Consider the following 14,468-nt stretch of genomic DNA (forward strand, 5'->3'; position numbering starts at 1 on the left):
GGATCAAAAGCAGAATGCAGAAACCATTATGGCGCATAGATGCCGAATATATGACAGCTTCAATTCTCCTTATACACATCGCTTTCGATTTTTTTCTTGTATTATCATCGGCGTCCATATATGACGGAGAGTAATTACTTAAGTAAGATGAGATGAGAGATCTTGTAGATTAGGGTTCAATTTTTTAATAAGCAGTATCTTTTTTGATCGAGACATATTTTTGATTTGTTTTTCTCTTAGGATAGCAGATTCCATTGAGTGATGACTTTCATAATAAACAAGCGTTTTACAATTATACATTGATGTGAAGGAATTGTTTGTTTCATTCTGATGTTCATAAAGGCGTCGTGCTAAATTTGATGTAACCCCAGTATAAAATACGTTTCTCATTTTATTTGTAAGGATATAAATTGCTGGTTGTTTCATGGTGAGTTTGCCTTTTAAAAACACGATATCAAAAGACAGAGAAAATGCAATTTAAATGATTTGTACTGAGTATGAAAAATGAGAACCGTCATTCAGAGCCACCCCCATGAGGGGTGGCGTGGAATCTCATAGACTCACAATTTAACACAATGTATGTTGAGAGTTTGCTAAGATTCCACGTCGCCTCTTCAGGAGGGGACTCTGAATGACGAGTGCATTACTCAAAACTCATGACTTTAAAGAGCTCGCCCATTTGCCCTTGATCAACAAGGCGCTCGGCTCTGCTTACGATATCCGCTTTCTTCTCATCACTCGATGCATGCTCGCACAGTTTCATGACGCGGTCTCTAAGGCCAAGAGAAAGCAGAAAATCGCGCTGAGTTGAAAAAGATCTGCTCGTCATTCCATGCTCTTTTGCAATTTGATCAAGGCATGAAAAATCAATGTGCGTGGTGAGGTCCGTTTCGCCAATAGCCGTGAAAATCGGAACCTGACGATGACCTTTTACAGCCTGTAAGCTTGATTGAGGCGGTTTTGAGAAATCCCCATAATCAATGATCAGGCCAGCTCCGCCATGTGTTTTTAAATGCATGGATAAGACTGTCATCAGCGATATCATCGCACTATTGAGCTCAAAAAGATCACCCTCTTGTGGCTTACTCGGAAAATAAGCCTCATAGGCTTTCTGTGCTTGATCAGACTCACCGATTGTGAGCTGAAAGTCATCATGGAAGGTGATGTAAAGTTCTTGCCATTTCTGGTTTTGATAGACGAATTGCTGAATGGGAAAGGCATCAAAAAATTCATTGCCGAAAAAGAAGAGAGGCGATTCCGGCAGCTCAGCAAGGCTTTCAATAAAGTGAATGTCTTTAATGGCTTCACATTTTTTTGTTATTTCTGCTTTATGGTAAGGATTGGTTTCAAGGCAATAGCACTGAATACGTGCGTTCAGATCAGGTATTTTATTCAGAACACGCAGAAAATCTGAAAGAAAGGTGCCTCTGCCAGGGCCAAGCTCAAGAAAAATCAAAGGGCCCTCTGGCCATTTTTCTTGCCATTTGACAATGAACCAGATCGCAATCAATTCTCCAAAGACCTGGCTGATTTCAGGTGATGTGATGAAATCACCATTCTGTCCGATTCGATTGGGGTTTTTGTAATAGCCATATTGCGGATGATAAAGAGCCAGGCTCATGAATTCATAGAGACTTATCGGCCCTTCCGAGCCGATTTTTTGAATCAGAAGCGCCTCAAGATCTGTTTTCATTTTGTCTGAGAGCGATGACTATAGTAAAGAACGCCAAGACCCAAAAGAAACATAGGGATTGAGTAAACTTGTCCTAAGGTGAAAGCATCATAGATATAGCCGATGTGGTTATCAGGTTCTCTGAAACATTCAACAATCACGCGGAAGATCGCATAGAAGCAGATGAAAAGCCCTGTAAGTGTACCAGGTTTTTTCCAGAGATTGAATCTGAAAAAGCCAATGGCCATAATTAAAAAGAGGCAGATTCCTTCAAGACCTGCTTCATAAAGCTGGCTTGGATGACGCGGTACATTGCCGCCTGTCGCAAAGATAACAGCCCAAGGAACATCTGTCATTTTTCCATAGAGTTCTTGATTGATGAAATTGGCAAGTCTGCCAAGAAAAAGACCAATTGGGAGCGTGACAGAAGCAAGATCAGCAATTTGCATCATGGAGATTTTGCGAATGTGTGAGAAGCCCCACAAAGCAAAGACCATGCCAAGGAACCCGCCATGAAAGGACATGCCGCCTTTCCAGGTTGATAAGAGATCAAGTGGTGAGAGAAAGAGGCTTGGTTGATAGAATAGCGCATAGCCAAGGCGCCCGCCAACAATGACGCCGATCACCGACCAGATCAGAAAATCTTCAACGTCAATCGGTTTTACGTTAATGCGTGGATCAGATTGAATGCGGCGGCTAAGATAGAGCCCATAACGCCAGCAAAGAATAAAGCCTAGAAAATAAGCGATTCCATACCATCTGACAGGAAAAGGACCAATCTGAAAGGCAACGGGATGAATGTTTGGAAAAGGGATAGCCATGGAATAAACCTCGGTTTTGATTATGCGTAAGGGTTGTCTGTCATCAGATAATTTTGATAATAATCTTCAATGCCTTCTTCAAGACTATAGAATTTGTGAGCGTAACCACGTTTTTTGAGCTTTCCCATTGCAGCTTCTGTATGGAATTGATATTTGCCAACCAAATGCTCTGGCATATCAATATGCTTGATATTTGGATCTTTGCCAAGGGATTTAAAACAAGCCTCTGCCATGTCTTCAAAAGAGCGCGCTTTACCTGTTCCTACGTTGAAAATGCCGCTTTCTTCAGGGTGATCAATGAACCATTCAATGACCTTCACGCAATCTTTGACATAGATGAAGTCTCGTCTAGGAGCGCCCAAGGCAGGATCAGGTTTAAAAAGCTGAACTTTTCCATCTTTTTGAATTTGCTCATAAAGTTGGTGGGCAACACTGCGCTGTCCACCTTTGTGATATTCATTTGGTCCATAGACGTTAAAGAACTTGAGTCCAACCCATTGTTTTGGGTGGTGGATACCATATTCTGTAAGTTTTTTGACGCGTTGGTCAAAGCAATGCTTGCTCCAACCATAGGGATTAAGAGGGCGTAATCCTTCAATGGAGAGATCATTAAAGCCTTGGCTGCCATCGCCGTAGGTTGCAGCGGATGAGGCATAAATGAAACGAACTTCATTATCAGCGCAAAAATCCCAGAGCTGTGAAGAGAGGTGGAAATTTGTTGCGAGCGTATAGTCTGCATCTGTTTCAGTTGTGTCTGACACAGCGCCCATGTGAATGATCATCTTGAGGTTTTCTTTGTTTTCTTCAAGATATTCTTTTAAGTTTTCAGGAAAGACAAAGTCATCAAACTGATGATTGGCAACGTTTTTCCACTTATCGGCATGGCCAAGCCAGTCGCACAAGACGACTTGTTCAAATGCTTTCTTTTTGAGCATTGCAGCAAATATATTAGACCCAATAAAGCCAGAGGCGCCGGTGATAATAATCATTTTCTATTCTTTTCTGTTCTTTCTCATTTTTTTTCGATGAAAAAAAGGTTATAACAAACTGTACTCCCAATTTAAGTCAAAAATATGAGTTTCGCAAGATGCGATTTCGACTTTTTGGAATATAATGATTGTGACGGGATGCAATATGTGTTACAAACAATTAAGGTGATTTATGCAAACAAAACATCGAATTTTTGATGAATTAGCGAAACTTGCCATGAGTGGTGCTGGAATTGCATCGCAAGTGCGCCAGGACAGTGAAGGTTATTTTAAGAAAAAATGTGAAGAGATATTTGCAAAAGCAGATTTTGTCACACGTGAAGAGTTTGATGTATTAAAAGAGATGCTCGTTCAGGCGCGATTGACAGAAACCAAGCTTGAGGAAAGAATTGAAGCGCTAGAAGCCCAGCTTAAAAAGCACAAATAAGAAATAAGAGAGAGTTTTAGATATATGGGAATGAAATTAGATATGGATGAGACTTTTGAAAAAGGGAATCCGATTGATTCTATCCATGAGTTTTTAGATGGTCTGCCAGGCGATCGTATTTCTCCGTATGATTTGCTTGTTGAATTTCAGGGTGAATGGGGTGTTTATCGATTCCATTATACATGGTATGAACCAAGCCTTTATTTAGGGCTTGTGATAGCCATTGATTTATCCTTTGCAGTTCAGGATCATCCTGGCTTTTATGCTTTGCTCAATGAAGTTAACTCAAAGATGAATCTAGGTCATTTGGAATATACCAAAGAGACTTTAAAATTACATATGCGTTATGGTGTGTTTCTTGAATATGGAATATTGACAGTGCAACACTTTGAATTATTTACAGATTTGTTATTAGATGAGTGTGATAGGTTCTACCCTGTTGTTGATTCATTTCTGAATCAGAACTACTCGCAGGTCGAGGCGATGAACCAAGCCTTCCTTGAGGTTAGGGGCAACGCTTAGGGGGCTGAGAGGGCTTGTTAGAACTAAGATCCGTCACTCAGAGGGTTCCTTTAGGAGCCCGTGGAGTCTTTAAGGGAATAACAACATAGATTGTACTTAGTTTTTAGATTGCTGAGATTCCACGCCACCTCTAAGAGAGGTGGCTCTGAATGACGGATGGAGAAGCTTGTGAGGGTGGCTTTGACTTATAAGAAAAAAAGGCTCTCGATTGAGAGCCCTTTTGTTGTCGAATTTGATTTATTGCTTTTTCCGAAGCAATCCAAAGCCGAGGAGTGAAAGGCCTAAGAGACCAAGCGCGCCTGGTTCAGGCGTTGCTACGCAACCACCAACTGGACATCCATCATCATAGGTAAATCTTAACCCTGATAATTGGAAAGATGACGTTTTATTCGCGTTTTGTCTGACAAAGAGATATTGTTGGACTGTGCCTGGAAGATCTGTGAATACATTGGCACCTGTTATTAAAAGAGGTGTAGTTGCTGAGGTTGCAACAACGTTTGTGAATATTTGGGCTGTTTCACTTGCTCCCAATCCCGATAAATCAATTGCCCAAGTGCCAATGAGACTATTCGCTGTTATAAAGGCAAGAGGAGCCGCTAAGTCGATTCTCACAAAGTCAAATGTTGTACCTCCTGCGGATTGATCAATAGTTGTTGGAGGCCCATTTGAAACGACACCAACTCCAGTTAGATTGCCTTGTATTTGAGAGAACCCTACGCCAATTGTAACGTTTACTGGACTTGTTGTTGATCCGCCAGATAAGATGACATTATCATCAGCTGCTGTCCATCCTGGTACGAGTGGCAACCCAGTGCTATCGAATGATCTACTTTGTGTGTTCGTAAACACGACTGCAAAATTCCATTGAATTGTTTGTGTAACAGCTTGAGCTTGGCTCGCTAGAAAAGTGCAGGCTAAGATGGCTGTTGTGGCAAGTAATGATCGTTTAAACATTTTTTTCTCCTTAAATGAATTTGTTTTATATCTTGATCAATCTGTCTTTTCTGTTTTATTGATAGCCTCTAAATTGCAGGAAGTGTGCTGCAAAATTTTATCCATTGTAATCAATTAGTTACACAAGCACCTGAAAGTTATAATTTTAAAATGTTAACTTTTTGTTAACTAAAATTTCAGATTGTTTGTGGGGCGAACTAGTATATAAATTTGGCGTGAAAAAATGAAATAAAGAGCCAATAAATAAAATATTTAAAAAAATTCCCACAAGGATTGTTTGAGTGTGGTATAAAGAAAGTAAGGGGAGAGTTATGTCAAACGCCATTTATCTTTTTTGAAGCTCAATTAAGAGGTTTACAAAGGCTACATTATTTTCGTCACTCAGAGGGCTCTCTTAGAGAGCCCGCCTGTCAGGCCGAAGCCTTGGCGTAGGCTGATGGAGTCTGTGGGATGTGTCAATAAGCATTGAGCCATGTTTTAGAATTGCTGAGATTCCATCCTCCTACGCTAAAGCTTCGGCGGGACAGGCGCCACCTCTTAAGGAGGCGACTCTGAATGACGGGTTAGAAAAGCCTAAAAATCTAAAATTCCCATGAATAATACATAATGATTTAGGAGAGAGAATATGTCTGAGAATGCAGATGTAAATGATGAGGCTGTCGATATGACGGGCCTTGAATCAAGTGCTGAAGAGAAAAAAGTCAGACTCTGGAAACGTAATTTGACAAAAGCTCAACATGAGGAAAAGGATTGGCGCTTTAGAGCCTCGAAGGTCCTTGAAAGATATAGAGATGAACGGCATGCTTGGAATCGTTATAACAGCAATAAATTCAATATTTTGTGGGCGAATGTTGAAACTTTACGTCCAGCCCTTTATAGTCGCTGTCCAAGGCCAGATGTGAGACGACGCTTTCGGGATGTTGATCCTATTGGTAAAGCCATGTCAGATATTTTTGAGCGCAGTCTCTCAAATAATCTTGATGGATATGATTTCGACCAAGTCATGAATCAAGCGATTGTTGATTACTTGCTTGTCGGAAGAGCGGTTACGCGGATCAGGTTTGATCATACGGTGACAAAAGAAAGCCAAGATAGAGGTGAAGTTGTTTATGCAGAGCCTGTTCACTGGCAAGATTTTTTAAGAGGCCCAGGTCGCTATTGGCATGAAGTTGAGTGGGTCGCTTTTAAACATAGGTTGAATCGTGATCGTCTTGTAGAAAAGTTTGGCAGAAAAGCGCTAAAGCTTTTTGAAGAAAATCAAAAGGAAGAGGTTACAGTGGTAACGCTCTGGGAAATTTGGGATAAGCAAAAAAGAGAGGTTCATTTTTTTGCGCCGCAGATTGAAGTCATACTGCAAACTTTTAAAGATCCTTTGAAACTCAAAGGCTTTTTCCCCATACCTCAACCACTTTATAGCTTTCAAGACACAGGAAGCTTAGTGCCTGTGCCAGATTTTTGTTGCTACAAAGATCAGGCAGATGAGCTTGATAGGCTCACAACACGTATTTCAAAGTTGGTGAGCGCACTGAAAGCACGCGGTGTTTTTGATAGTCGTGTGACAGAGTTCCGAGATTTGATGCTTGCTGATGATGCGGAATTGGTGCCGGCTGAAAATATTTCATTGCTTTTACAAGCGGGCGGTATCGAAAAGGCTGTTTGGTTCTTGCCAATTGAACAGATTGCACGCGTGCTGCAATCTTTGTATGCGCAGCGTGAACATCTGAAGCAATCGATTTATGAACTCACGGGTATTTCAGATGTGATCAGGGGCTCAAGCCAGGTTGGAGAAACAGCAACGGCTCAGAGCATCAAGGCTCAGTATGGATCTCAACGTTTGCAGCGTCGTCAAAGAGATGTGCAGCGTTATGCAAGAGACTTGTTAAGATTGAAAGCTGAAATTATGGGCAAGCATTTTTCATTCGAGGCTTTTGAGAGAATGAGTGGTATGCAACTCGATTTGATGATGAGAAAGCTCATGAGGGAAGAAGGCGCTAATGGATACAGGATCGATATTGAAACGGATAGTACAATCCTGCCGGATCTTCAAGAAGATCAGCGCAATATCAGTCAATTGCTTAATAGCGTTGTGTCGTTTATTCAGGGTGTTACGCCTTCTGTTGAAAGTGGAACTTTACCTCTAGACGCCGCGAAAGCTCTTTTAATGGCGTCAGTCAGACGACATCGGATGGGCAGAGATGTGGAAGAGGCTCTTGATCAAATAGGAAAATAGCACGATGAGAAAAATATACGTCTTTCACCAGGGAAAGCTGGTTGAAAAAACGGAAGAGATGATAAGAGATGAGGCGCTACGAGCGCCTTTTGTTTTGTCGGATCTTCCGGGTTATATCTCGCCTGTCGGTTCAGGTTGGATAGAAGGAAGAGCGAGCCGGCGAGAAGATCTGAAAAGATCGGGCTGCCGAGAAGTAGATTCAAGTGAGTTCAAGCGGAAAGGATAGGCTCAATATGCAAACAGAAACAGATATGACAACAGAAACAAGCTCTCAAGACGAGAGCTTAACTTTAGATACAAACAATGAGAAGGAGAATGCTCATGACATGGGAAACGAAATTGGACGAGACGCCAGCACAGACGGCAATGAATCAGCCGAAACACAAACCGAAGAAACACGGGAAACTGTGCAGAGTGAAACAAAGGCTGCTGAGAGTGTGGTTGAAGCTCAAGAGTTCATGCAAGTCTTTCGCTCAAAGGCTGAAGCGATGGATTTGTCGTTTGAAGAAGCGGTAGAGCGATTATTTTTAGCTCATGAAGCGCTTGAGAAAAATCCAGAGGCAGCTTTGAAATGGCTTCAGAGAGAATATAGCGTGACGTTGGATGAAGAGCACTCCATGAAAGGTCAAGCGCAGTATCTTGCCGATTTATATTCCTTAAGAGATGCAAGAGATCAAAAAGGATGTCTCAAGTATCCGCATTTCAAAGACCTGCAGACAGATGTTTTGTACTTCATGCAATCTGGCAGAGCGAAAGATGCAACATCAGCTTACGAGATGGCTTTTTGGAGCAAGGCAGATATGCGTGATAAGCATTTATCGGACTTAAAAGAAAGCTATAAGCAAGCAGCTCAAGAGATGCTTCGGGCAGAAGAGTCCGAAAAAGCAGTGGCTTTAAATGTGTCATCAGAAGGCAGGGAGCTCGGATCAGAAGATGCTCATCAGAGCATGCGGCAGACGATGACTCATCTGTATGATGAGCTTTGCCAAACATAATTTTAAAATTCTACTGCCTCGTCACCCTGAACTTGTTTCAGGGTCTGCTGAGATGCTGAAACAAGTTCAGCATGACTTTGTCTAAGATTCACCATGAGGGTGACGATGGTGAGAAAAATTTTACAAGTTTTGATTCAGGTTTCTGAATCAAAAAGAGGCCATGGAGAGACATGGCCTTTATGACAAAAACAACATAACAAAATAGGAGAGAAAATGGTTAGTCCAAATACAGTTTTTTCAGAATTGGTCGCAACAACCTTAAATCAACATCGTAAAGATGTTGCTGACAACATCAGCAAGGGAAATGCTTTGCTTGCGCGTTTGATGGAAAAAGGTCGTTACGAAACTGTTGATGGTGGTCAGCAAATTGTTGAGCCACTTGATTATACTGAAAATTCAAGCTACCAAAGATATAGCGGCTACGACAGGCTGAATATATCTCCAACTTCTGTGCTATCAGCAGCTCAATATGATTGGAAACAATGCTCTGTTCATATTACAGCTTCTGGTTTAGAACTGCGCCAAAATGCAGGAAAGAATCAGTTGATTAGACTTGCTGAAGCAAGAATTGCAAATGCACTCAGAACTTTCAAAAATAAATTATCAGAAGATGTTTATTCTGATGGTTCTGCTGATCAGGGTAAACAAATCAGTGGTCTTCAGGCCGTTGTATCAGATAGCGGTCGTGGTACCGTTGGTGGTATTAACTCTGAAGAGTTTGCTTTCTGGAGAAATAAAGTGCAATCAGCAGCAGCCCCAATGCAAGGTGGAAATGCAGTAGAGGTTTCTAAAGAAACCATCAAGCAATTGATGAATCCGCTGTATCTTGATCTTTGCCGTGGGAACAATCGTCCGGACCTGATTGTGAGCTCGAATGATTACTTCTCATTCTACTGGGAAAGCCTTCAAGATTTACAAAGGTACGCTGATGATACAGGCGCAACAGCTGGTTTCCAGTCACTGAAATATGTGACAGCTGATGTGATTCATGATGGCGGATCAGGTATTCCTGATGGTCACATGTATTTCCTGAACACAGAATATCTGAAGCTTGTTGTTCATCAAGATGCAAACATGACACAAATGGCTGAGAAATCAATTCTCGATCAAGATGCTGTTGTGATTCCTCTTCTCTGGATGGGGAATTTGGTTTGCTCGAATAGGGCGCTTCAGGGTGTTTTGAAATCGTAATGTAAATGAGATTGCCACGTCGGTCCTCGACTTTGTCGTGTACCTTCTCGCAATGACGTTAAGTTGAAGCGTCATCGCGAGCCCTTTAGGGCGTGGCGATCTAAATACCAAAAGGAGAGAAAGAAAATGACACAGGATTTGTGTGTAATTGAGTTTTTTTTAGAGGCCGTTGAAGACCGGCCGGCCTCAATTGCTGCCGGAAGACTCGTCTATAAGAGCGAGGAGTGGTATCGGTTGCGACTGCCAGGTGGATCAGATGTGAGAGTTGAAAAAGTCTCTGACAAGATCAAACAGACTTTTGTAAGAGAGTATAGTGCCTTTCAAGAGCTTGATCAAGAGCCAGAGAATGGTTTTGATTTAAAGCTTTGGCCAGTGATGAAACCATCAGATTTAAAAACACTTGCTGGCTTTGGCATTAAAACAGTTGAGGCTTTGGCGGAGCTGACTGATGAAGGGATTCTTTCTTTCATCGATAAAAGTTTGCCAAAAAAAGCAAAAGTGTGGCTTGGAGCAGGCGCGGCTGAAGGGACATTACGCGATGAGAATAAACGTTTAAAACAGGAACTGGATGTGTTGAAAAAACAATGCATTCGTAAAGGAGAGAAACATGTCATCTACAGGAAAAATGATACTAGGTTCGCTGGTTACGGATCTATGCGATGAAATTGGCCTGATGGCCCCAGATAATCTATTTGATGCAGAAGATGATTTTGCAAGACAGCTGCTCGCGATTTTACATAAGTTGGGCAGAGAGCTCTGTGCAAATTATGGATGGCCTCAATTGAAAAAGATGGTGACAGCAGCAGGTGACGCCGTAGAAGATTTTGATCGGTTTGTGAATAGATCCAAAAAGGAATATTACTCAACCTTTTGGGTTGAAGGAGCAGATGGTTTGCGTAAAGAGAAAGCATCGCGTTTAGATGATCGATTTTTGTTTTCAGATTCAGTGATGCAAAATGGTCTTAAATATATGCTTCTGGAGACGAAGGGGCTAGAGTCATCAAATGCTTTTGCTCAGTTTCAACAGGCTGTGCACAATGGACTATCGCAAGCTAATTATGCTCACCAGAAAAATCTGGACTTGGGTTTTTTAGATGGATCAAAACCGTCAGGGACGTCATTGCATCCGTTTGGCTTATAACATTCTGTGTAGCGCATAAGGAGTTCTTCAAGTTCGCGTTCGCGTTTGTGATTGTTTGTATTCACATGAGCAAGAAAGTGCGTTGCTCCTTTTGTTCTGGCGCAGTTTGCTTCAGAGGAGAAATTGGCAGCCACATGGAGATCGCCAGCGCCAATAAAGATGGGAACCCAAGCTTTGTTTTCAATGCGAGCAAAGATGTAATTACCGAGTTGTTCCGGCCCAAAGGTACAAGGCAGCGGATAGATGAAGTACTTAAATTTATTCGGAAAGCGTCCTTTCCAGAGGCTGTAATTTGGAAGTTCAGTCATCAGAAACCACATTCAATTTTTTTTGAGTATAACGGAATGCCATAACGAAGAAAAGGAGATTAATTAACATGAAAATACAAAAACGAGGGGTGAAGGCTTGCTCTGTTCCTGCGCCACAGGAAGGACTAGATCATCGCCTTAAAACAGGTGTCGATTCAGCAGAGCCATTCAGGCAGGCCTTGCAATTGGAGAACTGGGTTGTGCTTGATCAAGCGATCCAAACACGGAAGGGCTATAGACGCTTGACAGACTGTGAGACGCCGATTGAGCGATTGCATAGTCATGATATGAATAACGAAAAGAAGCTCTTGGCTTGTGGGGGCGGCGCTGTTTATGAATTGAAAGCGATGGGCGAACATCTTTGCTTAAAAAGTGGCTTTAGCTCTGATCAGTGGCGTATCACATGCTTTCATGGCGCGAGTTTATTTATGAATGGGTGTGATGATCCTCATCTTTATAAAGATGGAGGATTTGAGCCAATCTCTTTTCAGGGATTTGATAATCCGCATTCTTTGTCAGGTGCCATGGTTTATCAAAGTAGGCTCTTTTATTGGTCACATCAATCTTTGACTTTTTGGTACGGCGATATTCATACGATTGGCGGAAAATTGCAGGCCTTTCCTTTATCTCTGGCAGGGGATTATCGAGGTACGATTATGCATATCGATCAAATGATGCTAAGTGGGCCAAAGGGTGTTCAGAATGCTTTTGTGATTTTTTTAAGTTCAGGTCAGGTTGTTGTGTACCGAGGACTTGATCCCGGGCGAGCTGAGACATGGGCATTGCTTTGTACAGTGCAGATATCCAAACCTTTGACATCGGATTGCGTGCTTTCTTATGCGGGTGATTTGCTGGTGATTGGAGAAGAAGGCTATTTCTTTTTATCGAAATATCTGGGTGGAGATGAGAGGCTGACATGTCAAGGAGCCCTTTTATCTGAATTGCAAAAAGCGATCAGGCTTTATGCAAAGCAAAAGGGATGGAGTCTGACTTTTGATTCAATCAGAGACTGGATCATCATCAATGTGCCAAATGGAAAAGACTCAGAAGGTAAACTGAATTTTAGTCAGCATGTGTTTGATTTATCACGTGCCGTTTGGATGACTTTCACGGGCATTCAATCCAGCTGCTGGCATGTGCATGATGGTGCTTTGCTTTTTGCAAGTGATGCTTCAGTCTACAGAGCCTTTGATGCACCTGATGATGAAGGAAGGGTGATTAAAGCTTATTTGAAAATGCCATGGTTTGATTTTGGGAGGTCTTCGGTTTTGAAGAAAGTGTCGATGGTAAAGGCTCGATTTGAATCTCATGGATTTGAGAGTGCTGCCTTAGGCATTGCTGTTGATCATCAAGAGCAAAAGAAACGTTCATGCCAGATCAGGCAAAATAAGAAGCAAGTATCTCTTTGGGGGTCGATGTGGAATAGAGTGCTGTGGTCTAGGCAAGTTCAAGTGAAAGATGATTGGCAAACAGTTCATGCCTCTGGTTATGCCTTGTCATTGGATTTGAATCTGGCGACTCATGAGCCAGTGACTTATTACGGATCAGAGATGATTTTTGAACAAGGAGGACTCATATGACGATTCATTTAACCTATAGTGAAAATGAGAATGACTTTGTGGCCGCATGGGCAGCATCTCATTTGCCTTATGTCGGAAATGACGGTTTTGGACCCTGTATTGCGATGAGCATTATGGATGATCAAAAACGGATTGGTGCTGTCGTCTATCATCGCTATATGGGGTATGATTGCGAGATGAGCATTTACACAGAATCACCCAAATGGGCGCAAAAAGGGATTATCAAACGAATCTTTGATTATCCTTTTGAGCAGCTGAACGTTCGGCGTGTGACATCAACGATTGCGGTTGATAATTATAAGGCACAAAGACTTGTTCAAAGATTAGGCTTTGTGAAAGAAGGACATTTGCGTTTGGGCTTTGGAGACCAAGATGCAATTTTGTATGGTTTGCTCAGAAATGAGCGTCGATTTTAAACACCAAAATTGAATTCATCTTTCGTCACTCAGAGGGCTCTCATAAGAGAGCCCGTGGAGTCTCTGTGATGTATCAATATAGATTGTACGTAGTTTCTAGATTGATGAGATTCCACGTCGCCTCTTATGGAGGCGACTCTGAATGACGGGAATAGAATTATAAACACCAATTTAACTAGGAGAGAGAAAGATGGGAAAGAAAACACCAAAACAGCCGCCAGTGCCAAATTTACAACAAGAGGCCTTTCGGCAAGAACAAGAGAATAGAAAAACATCGCATGAGAATATGCGTATGAATCAATTTAGGCAAAAAACACCTTATGGTGAAGTCTATTACACAGGTGATATAGGGACAGATCAGCGTACCAAACATACGGTTCTTGATCCAGCTTTGAAAAAGCAGCTTGATCAGCAAATGCATGTGAATACGCAAATGAGTGATAAGGCATCGCAGCTTTTGAATCAGATGCCGCAGCCTCATATGTCAACCGATCATCTGCCAGGACTCAATACTGATTTTGCAGGAGAGGCGGCAAAAGTAGAAAGAGCTCATTTTGACAGAGCTGCTTCTCTGCTAAAGCCAATGATGGCTGATCAAAGACGCACACTGGATGTTGAACTTGCGAGCAGGGGAATTCCAGTTGGATCAGAGGCTTATCATAAAGCCATGGGTGATATGCAAAGACAGCAGGAAGATACGCTCTCTCGTGTTGCGTTAAGTGCAGTTGAAGCTGGTCGCAATGAACATTCACGTCAATTTGATATGAGCCGCATGTCGCGTCAGCAATTGATGAATGAGCAATTACAGATGCGCCAACAACCGCTTGCGGAATTGCAAACCTATTTGGGAAATCAATCCATTGCAATGCCAGAGCCGCATTTTGATCAGTCTCAATCCTATGGAAGGGATGGCGTGAATTATAGTCAGCTTTCAAGACAGAGCTCATCATCGAACAATGCAGCTGAGCTTGAGCGGATGAAACAAAAAACAATGCAGATGCGCGGGCTATTGGGTCTTGGACGCATGTTCTTTGGTGGGTAAGGAAAAAGGGGAGAAAAATGGGTTGGAATGGGAATGGATATTTCGAGAGATTGTTTAGGTAGTGTCGACATTTAATTTTTTTTATGATATACTGAACTTCTAATAATAAGAAAAGGAGTTGAAAGTTGTATGATTTAAGGGATGACCAATGGGAAGCAATTAAGGATAGCCTCCCAGGAA

The 14,468-nt window shown here is 42.0% G+C and carries 17 protein-coding genes; 11 read left to right on the forward strand and 6 right to left on the reverse strand.

The window, feature by feature from the left end; translation table 11 throughout:
• Window positions 1-138 precede the first annotated feature (138 nt).
• The 4 genes from KBF71_07720 to rfaD all read right to left on the reverse strand — a co-directional run bounded on the left by KBF71_07720 (window position 139) and on the right by rfaD (window position 3,482).
• Window positions 139-426, reverse strand: coding sequence for a GIY-YIG nuclease family protein (locus KBF71_07720; protein ID MBP9878200.1), 288 nt, complete (start codon window positions 424-426; stop codon window positions 139-141).
• 217 nt (window positions 427-643) lie between these two features.
• Window positions 644-1,693, reverse strand: coding sequence for an SAM-dependent methyltransferase (locus KBF71_07725; GenBank protein ID MBP9878201.1), 1,050 nt, complete (start codon window positions 1,691-1,693; stop codon window positions 644-646).
• Window positions 1,690-2,493 (reverse strand): prolipoprotein diacylglyceryl transferase, encoded by an 804-nt coding sequence (locus tag KBF71_07730; GenBank protein ID MBP9878202.1) that lies wholly within the window; start codon window positions 2,491-2,493, stop codon window positions 1,690-1,692. Before KBF71_07730 ends, KBF71_07725 begins: the two co-directional genes overlap by 4 nt.
• 20 nt (window positions 2,494-2,513) lie before the next feature.
• Window positions 2,514-3,482, reverse strand: coding sequence for an ADP-glyceromanno-heptose 6-epimerase (gene rfaD / locus KBF71_07735; GenBank protein ID MBP9878203.1), 969 nt, complete (start codon window positions 3,480-3,482; stop codon window positions 2,514-2,516).
• A 172-nt stretch (window positions 3,483-3,654) separates the two neighbouring features.
• Between rfaD and KBF71_07740 the strand changes: the two genes are divergently transcribed.
• On the forward strand, window positions 3,655-3,909 hold the full coding sequence (locus KBF71_07740) for an accessory factor UbiK family protein (GenBank protein MBP9878204.1): 255 nt from the start codon (window positions 3,655-3,657) through the stop codon (window positions 3,907-3,909).
• A 24-nt stretch (window positions 3,910-3,933) separates the two neighbouring features.
• Window positions 3,934-4,431 (forward strand): YbjN domain-containing protein, encoded by a 498-nt coding sequence (locus KBF71_07745; protein ID MBP9878205.1) that lies wholly within the window; start codon window positions 3,934-3,936, stop codon window positions 4,429-4,431.
• A 237-nt stretch (window positions 4,432-4,668) separates the two neighbouring features.
• Here the strand turns inward: KBF71_07745 and KBF71_07750 are convergent, their stop codons facing one another.
• Window positions 4,669-5,385, reverse strand: a complete 717-nt coding sequence (locus KBF71_07750; protein ID MBP9878206.1) for a PEP-CTERM sorting domain-containing protein — start codon at window positions 5,383-5,385, stop codon at window positions 4,669-4,671.
• 625 nt (window positions 5,386-6,010) lie between these two features.
• On the opposite strand from KBF71_07750, the gene KBF71_07755 reads away from it, so the two are divergent.
• The 6 genes from KBF71_07755 (at window position 6,011) to KBF71_07780 (ending at window position 10,942) form a co-directional block, all read left to right on the forward strand.
• A complete protein-coding gene (locus KBF71_07755) occupies window positions 6,011-7,615 on the forward strand; it encodes a hypothetical protein (GenBank protein MBP9878207.1) in 1,605 nt (534 codons plus the stop codon).
• 4 nt (window positions 7,616-7,619) lie between these two features.
• Window positions 7,620-7,841, forward strand: coding sequence for a hypothetical protein (locus KBF71_07760; GenBank protein ID MBP9878208.1), 222 nt, complete (start codon window positions 7,620-7,622; stop codon window positions 7,839-7,841).
• A 7-nt stretch (window positions 7,842-7,848) separates the two neighbouring features.
• The gene (locus tag KBF71_07765) at window positions 7,849-8,610 is read left to right on the forward strand and encodes a hypothetical protein (GenBank protein MBP9878209.1); all 762 of its coding nucleotides are present in this window, start codon (window positions 7,849-7,851) and stop codon (window positions 8,608-8,610) included.
• 213 nt (window positions 8,611-8,823) lie between these two features.
• Window positions 8,824-9,801, forward strand: a complete 978-nt coding sequence (locus KBF71_07770; GenBank protein MBP9878210.1) for a phage major capsid protein — start codon at window positions 8,824-8,826, stop codon at window positions 9,799-9,801.
• 126 nt (window positions 9,802-9,927) lie between these two features.
• Window positions 9,928-10,464 carry a hypothetical protein gene (locus tag KBF71_07775; GenBank protein ID MBP9878211.1) on the forward strand — a complete coding sequence of 179 codons (537 nt, stop codon included), beginning with the start codon at window positions 9,928-9,930 and terminating at the stop codon, window positions 10,462-10,464.
• Window positions 10,409-10,942, forward strand: coding sequence for a hypothetical protein (locus tag KBF71_07780; protein MBP9878212.1), 534 nt, complete (start codon window positions 10,409-10,411; stop codon window positions 10,940-10,942). Before KBF71_07775 ends, KBF71_07780 begins: the two co-directional genes overlap by 56 nt.
• Here the strand turns inward: KBF71_07780 and KBF71_07785 are convergent.
• Window positions 10,864-11,250 (reverse strand): hypothetical protein, encoded by a 387-nt coding sequence (locus KBF71_07785; protein ID MBP9878213.1) that lies wholly within the window; start codon window positions 11,248-11,250, stop codon window positions 10,864-10,866. The genes KBF71_07780 and KBF71_07785 overlap by 79 nt on opposite strands.
• A gap of 68 nt (window positions 11,251-11,318) precedes the next feature.
• On the opposite strand from KBF71_07785, the gene KBF71_07790 reads away from it, so the two are divergent.
• The 3 genes from KBF71_07790 to KBF71_07800 all read left to right on the forward strand — a co-directional run bounded on the left by KBF71_07790 (window position 11,319) and on the right by KBF71_07800 (window position 14,288).
• Window positions 11,319-12,830 (forward strand): hypothetical protein, encoded by a 1,512-nt coding sequence (locus tag KBF71_07790; protein MBP9878214.1) that lies wholly within the window; start codon window positions 11,319-11,321, stop codon window positions 12,828-12,830.
• Complete coding sequence (locus KBF71_07795; GenBank protein ID MBP9878215.1) at window positions 12,827-13,246, forward strand: GNAT family N-acetyltransferase; 420 nt, start codon at window positions 12,827-12,829, stop codon at window positions 13,244-13,246. Before KBF71_07790 ends, KBF71_07795 begins: the two co-directional genes overlap by 4 nt.
• A 190-nt stretch (window positions 13,247-13,436) precedes the next feature.
• Window positions 13,437-14,288, forward strand: a complete 852-nt coding sequence (locus KBF71_07800) for a hypothetical protein (protein ID MBP9878216.1) — start codon at window positions 13,437-13,439, stop codon at window positions 14,286-14,288.
• Window positions 14,289-14,468 lie beyond the last annotated feature (180 nt).

This window comes from Alphaproteobacteria bacterium, from assembly GCA_018063245.1.
Lineage (GTDB): Bacteria > Pseudomonadota > Alphaproteobacteria > JAGPBS01 > JAGPBS01 > JAGPBS01.

Coding starts and splice junctions, on each gene's coding strand:
- KBF71_07720 (MBP9878200.1), bottom strand. CDS start 426: ATGAAACAACCAGCAATTTATATCCTTACAAATAAAATGAGAAACGTA.
- KBF71_07725 (MBP9878201.1), bottom strand. CDS start 1,693: ATGAAAACAGATCTTGAGGCGCTTCTGATTCAAAAAATCGGCTCGGAA.
- KBF71_07730 (MBP9878202.1), bottom strand. CDS start 2,493: ATGGCTATCCCTTTTCCAAACATTCATCCCGTTGCCTTTCAGATTGGT.
- rfaD (MBP9878203.1), bottom strand. CDS start 3,482: ATGATTATTATCACCGGCGCCTCTGGCTTTATTGGGTCTAATATATTT.
- KBF71_07740 (MBP9878204.1), top strand. CDS start 3,655: ATGCAAACAAAACATCGAATTTTTGATGAATTAGCGAAACTTGCCATG.
- KBF71_07745 (MBP9878205.1), top strand. CDS start 3,934: ATGGGAATGAAATTAGATATGGATGAGACTTTTGAAAAAGGGAATCCG.
- KBF71_07750 (MBP9878206.1), bottom strand. CDS start 5,385: ATGTTTAAACGATCATTACTTGCCACAACAGCCATCTTAGCCTGCACT.
- KBF71_07755 (MBP9878207.1), top strand. CDS start 6,011: ATGTCTGAGAATGCAGATGTAAATGATGAGGCTGTCGATATGACGGGC.
- KBF71_07760 (MBP9878208.1), top strand. CDS start 7,620: ATGAGAAAAATATACGTCTTTCACCAGGGAAAGCTGGTTGAAAAAACG.
- KBF71_07765 (MBP9878209.1), top strand. CDS start 7,849: ATGCAAACAGAAACAGATATGACAACAGAAACAAGCTCTCAAGACGAG.
- KBF71_07770 (MBP9878210.1), top strand. CDS start 8,824: ATGGTTAGTCCAAATACAGTTTTTTCAGAATTGGTCGCAACAACCTTA.
- KBF71_07775 (MBP9878211.1), top strand. CDS start 9,928: ATGACACAGGATTTGTGTGTAATTGAGTTTTTTTTAGAGGCCGTTGAA.
- KBF71_07780 (MBP9878212.1), top strand. CDS start 10,409: ATGTCATCTACAGGAAAAATGATACTAGGTTCGCTGGTTACGGATCTA.
- KBF71_07785 (MBP9878213.1), bottom strand. CDS start 11,250: ATGACTGAACTTCCAAATTACAGCCTCTGGAAAGGACGCTTTCCGAAT.
- KBF71_07790 (MBP9878214.1), top strand. CDS start 11,319: ATGAAAATACAAAAACGAGGGGTGAAGGCTTGCTCTGTTCCTGCGCCA.
- KBF71_07795 (MBP9878215.1), top strand. CDS start 12,827: ATGACGATTCATTTAACCTATAGTGAAAATGAGAATGACTTTGTGGCC.
- KBF71_07800 (MBP9878216.1), top strand. CDS start 13,437: ATGGGAAAGAAAACACCAAAACAGCCGCCAGTGCCAAATTTACAACAA.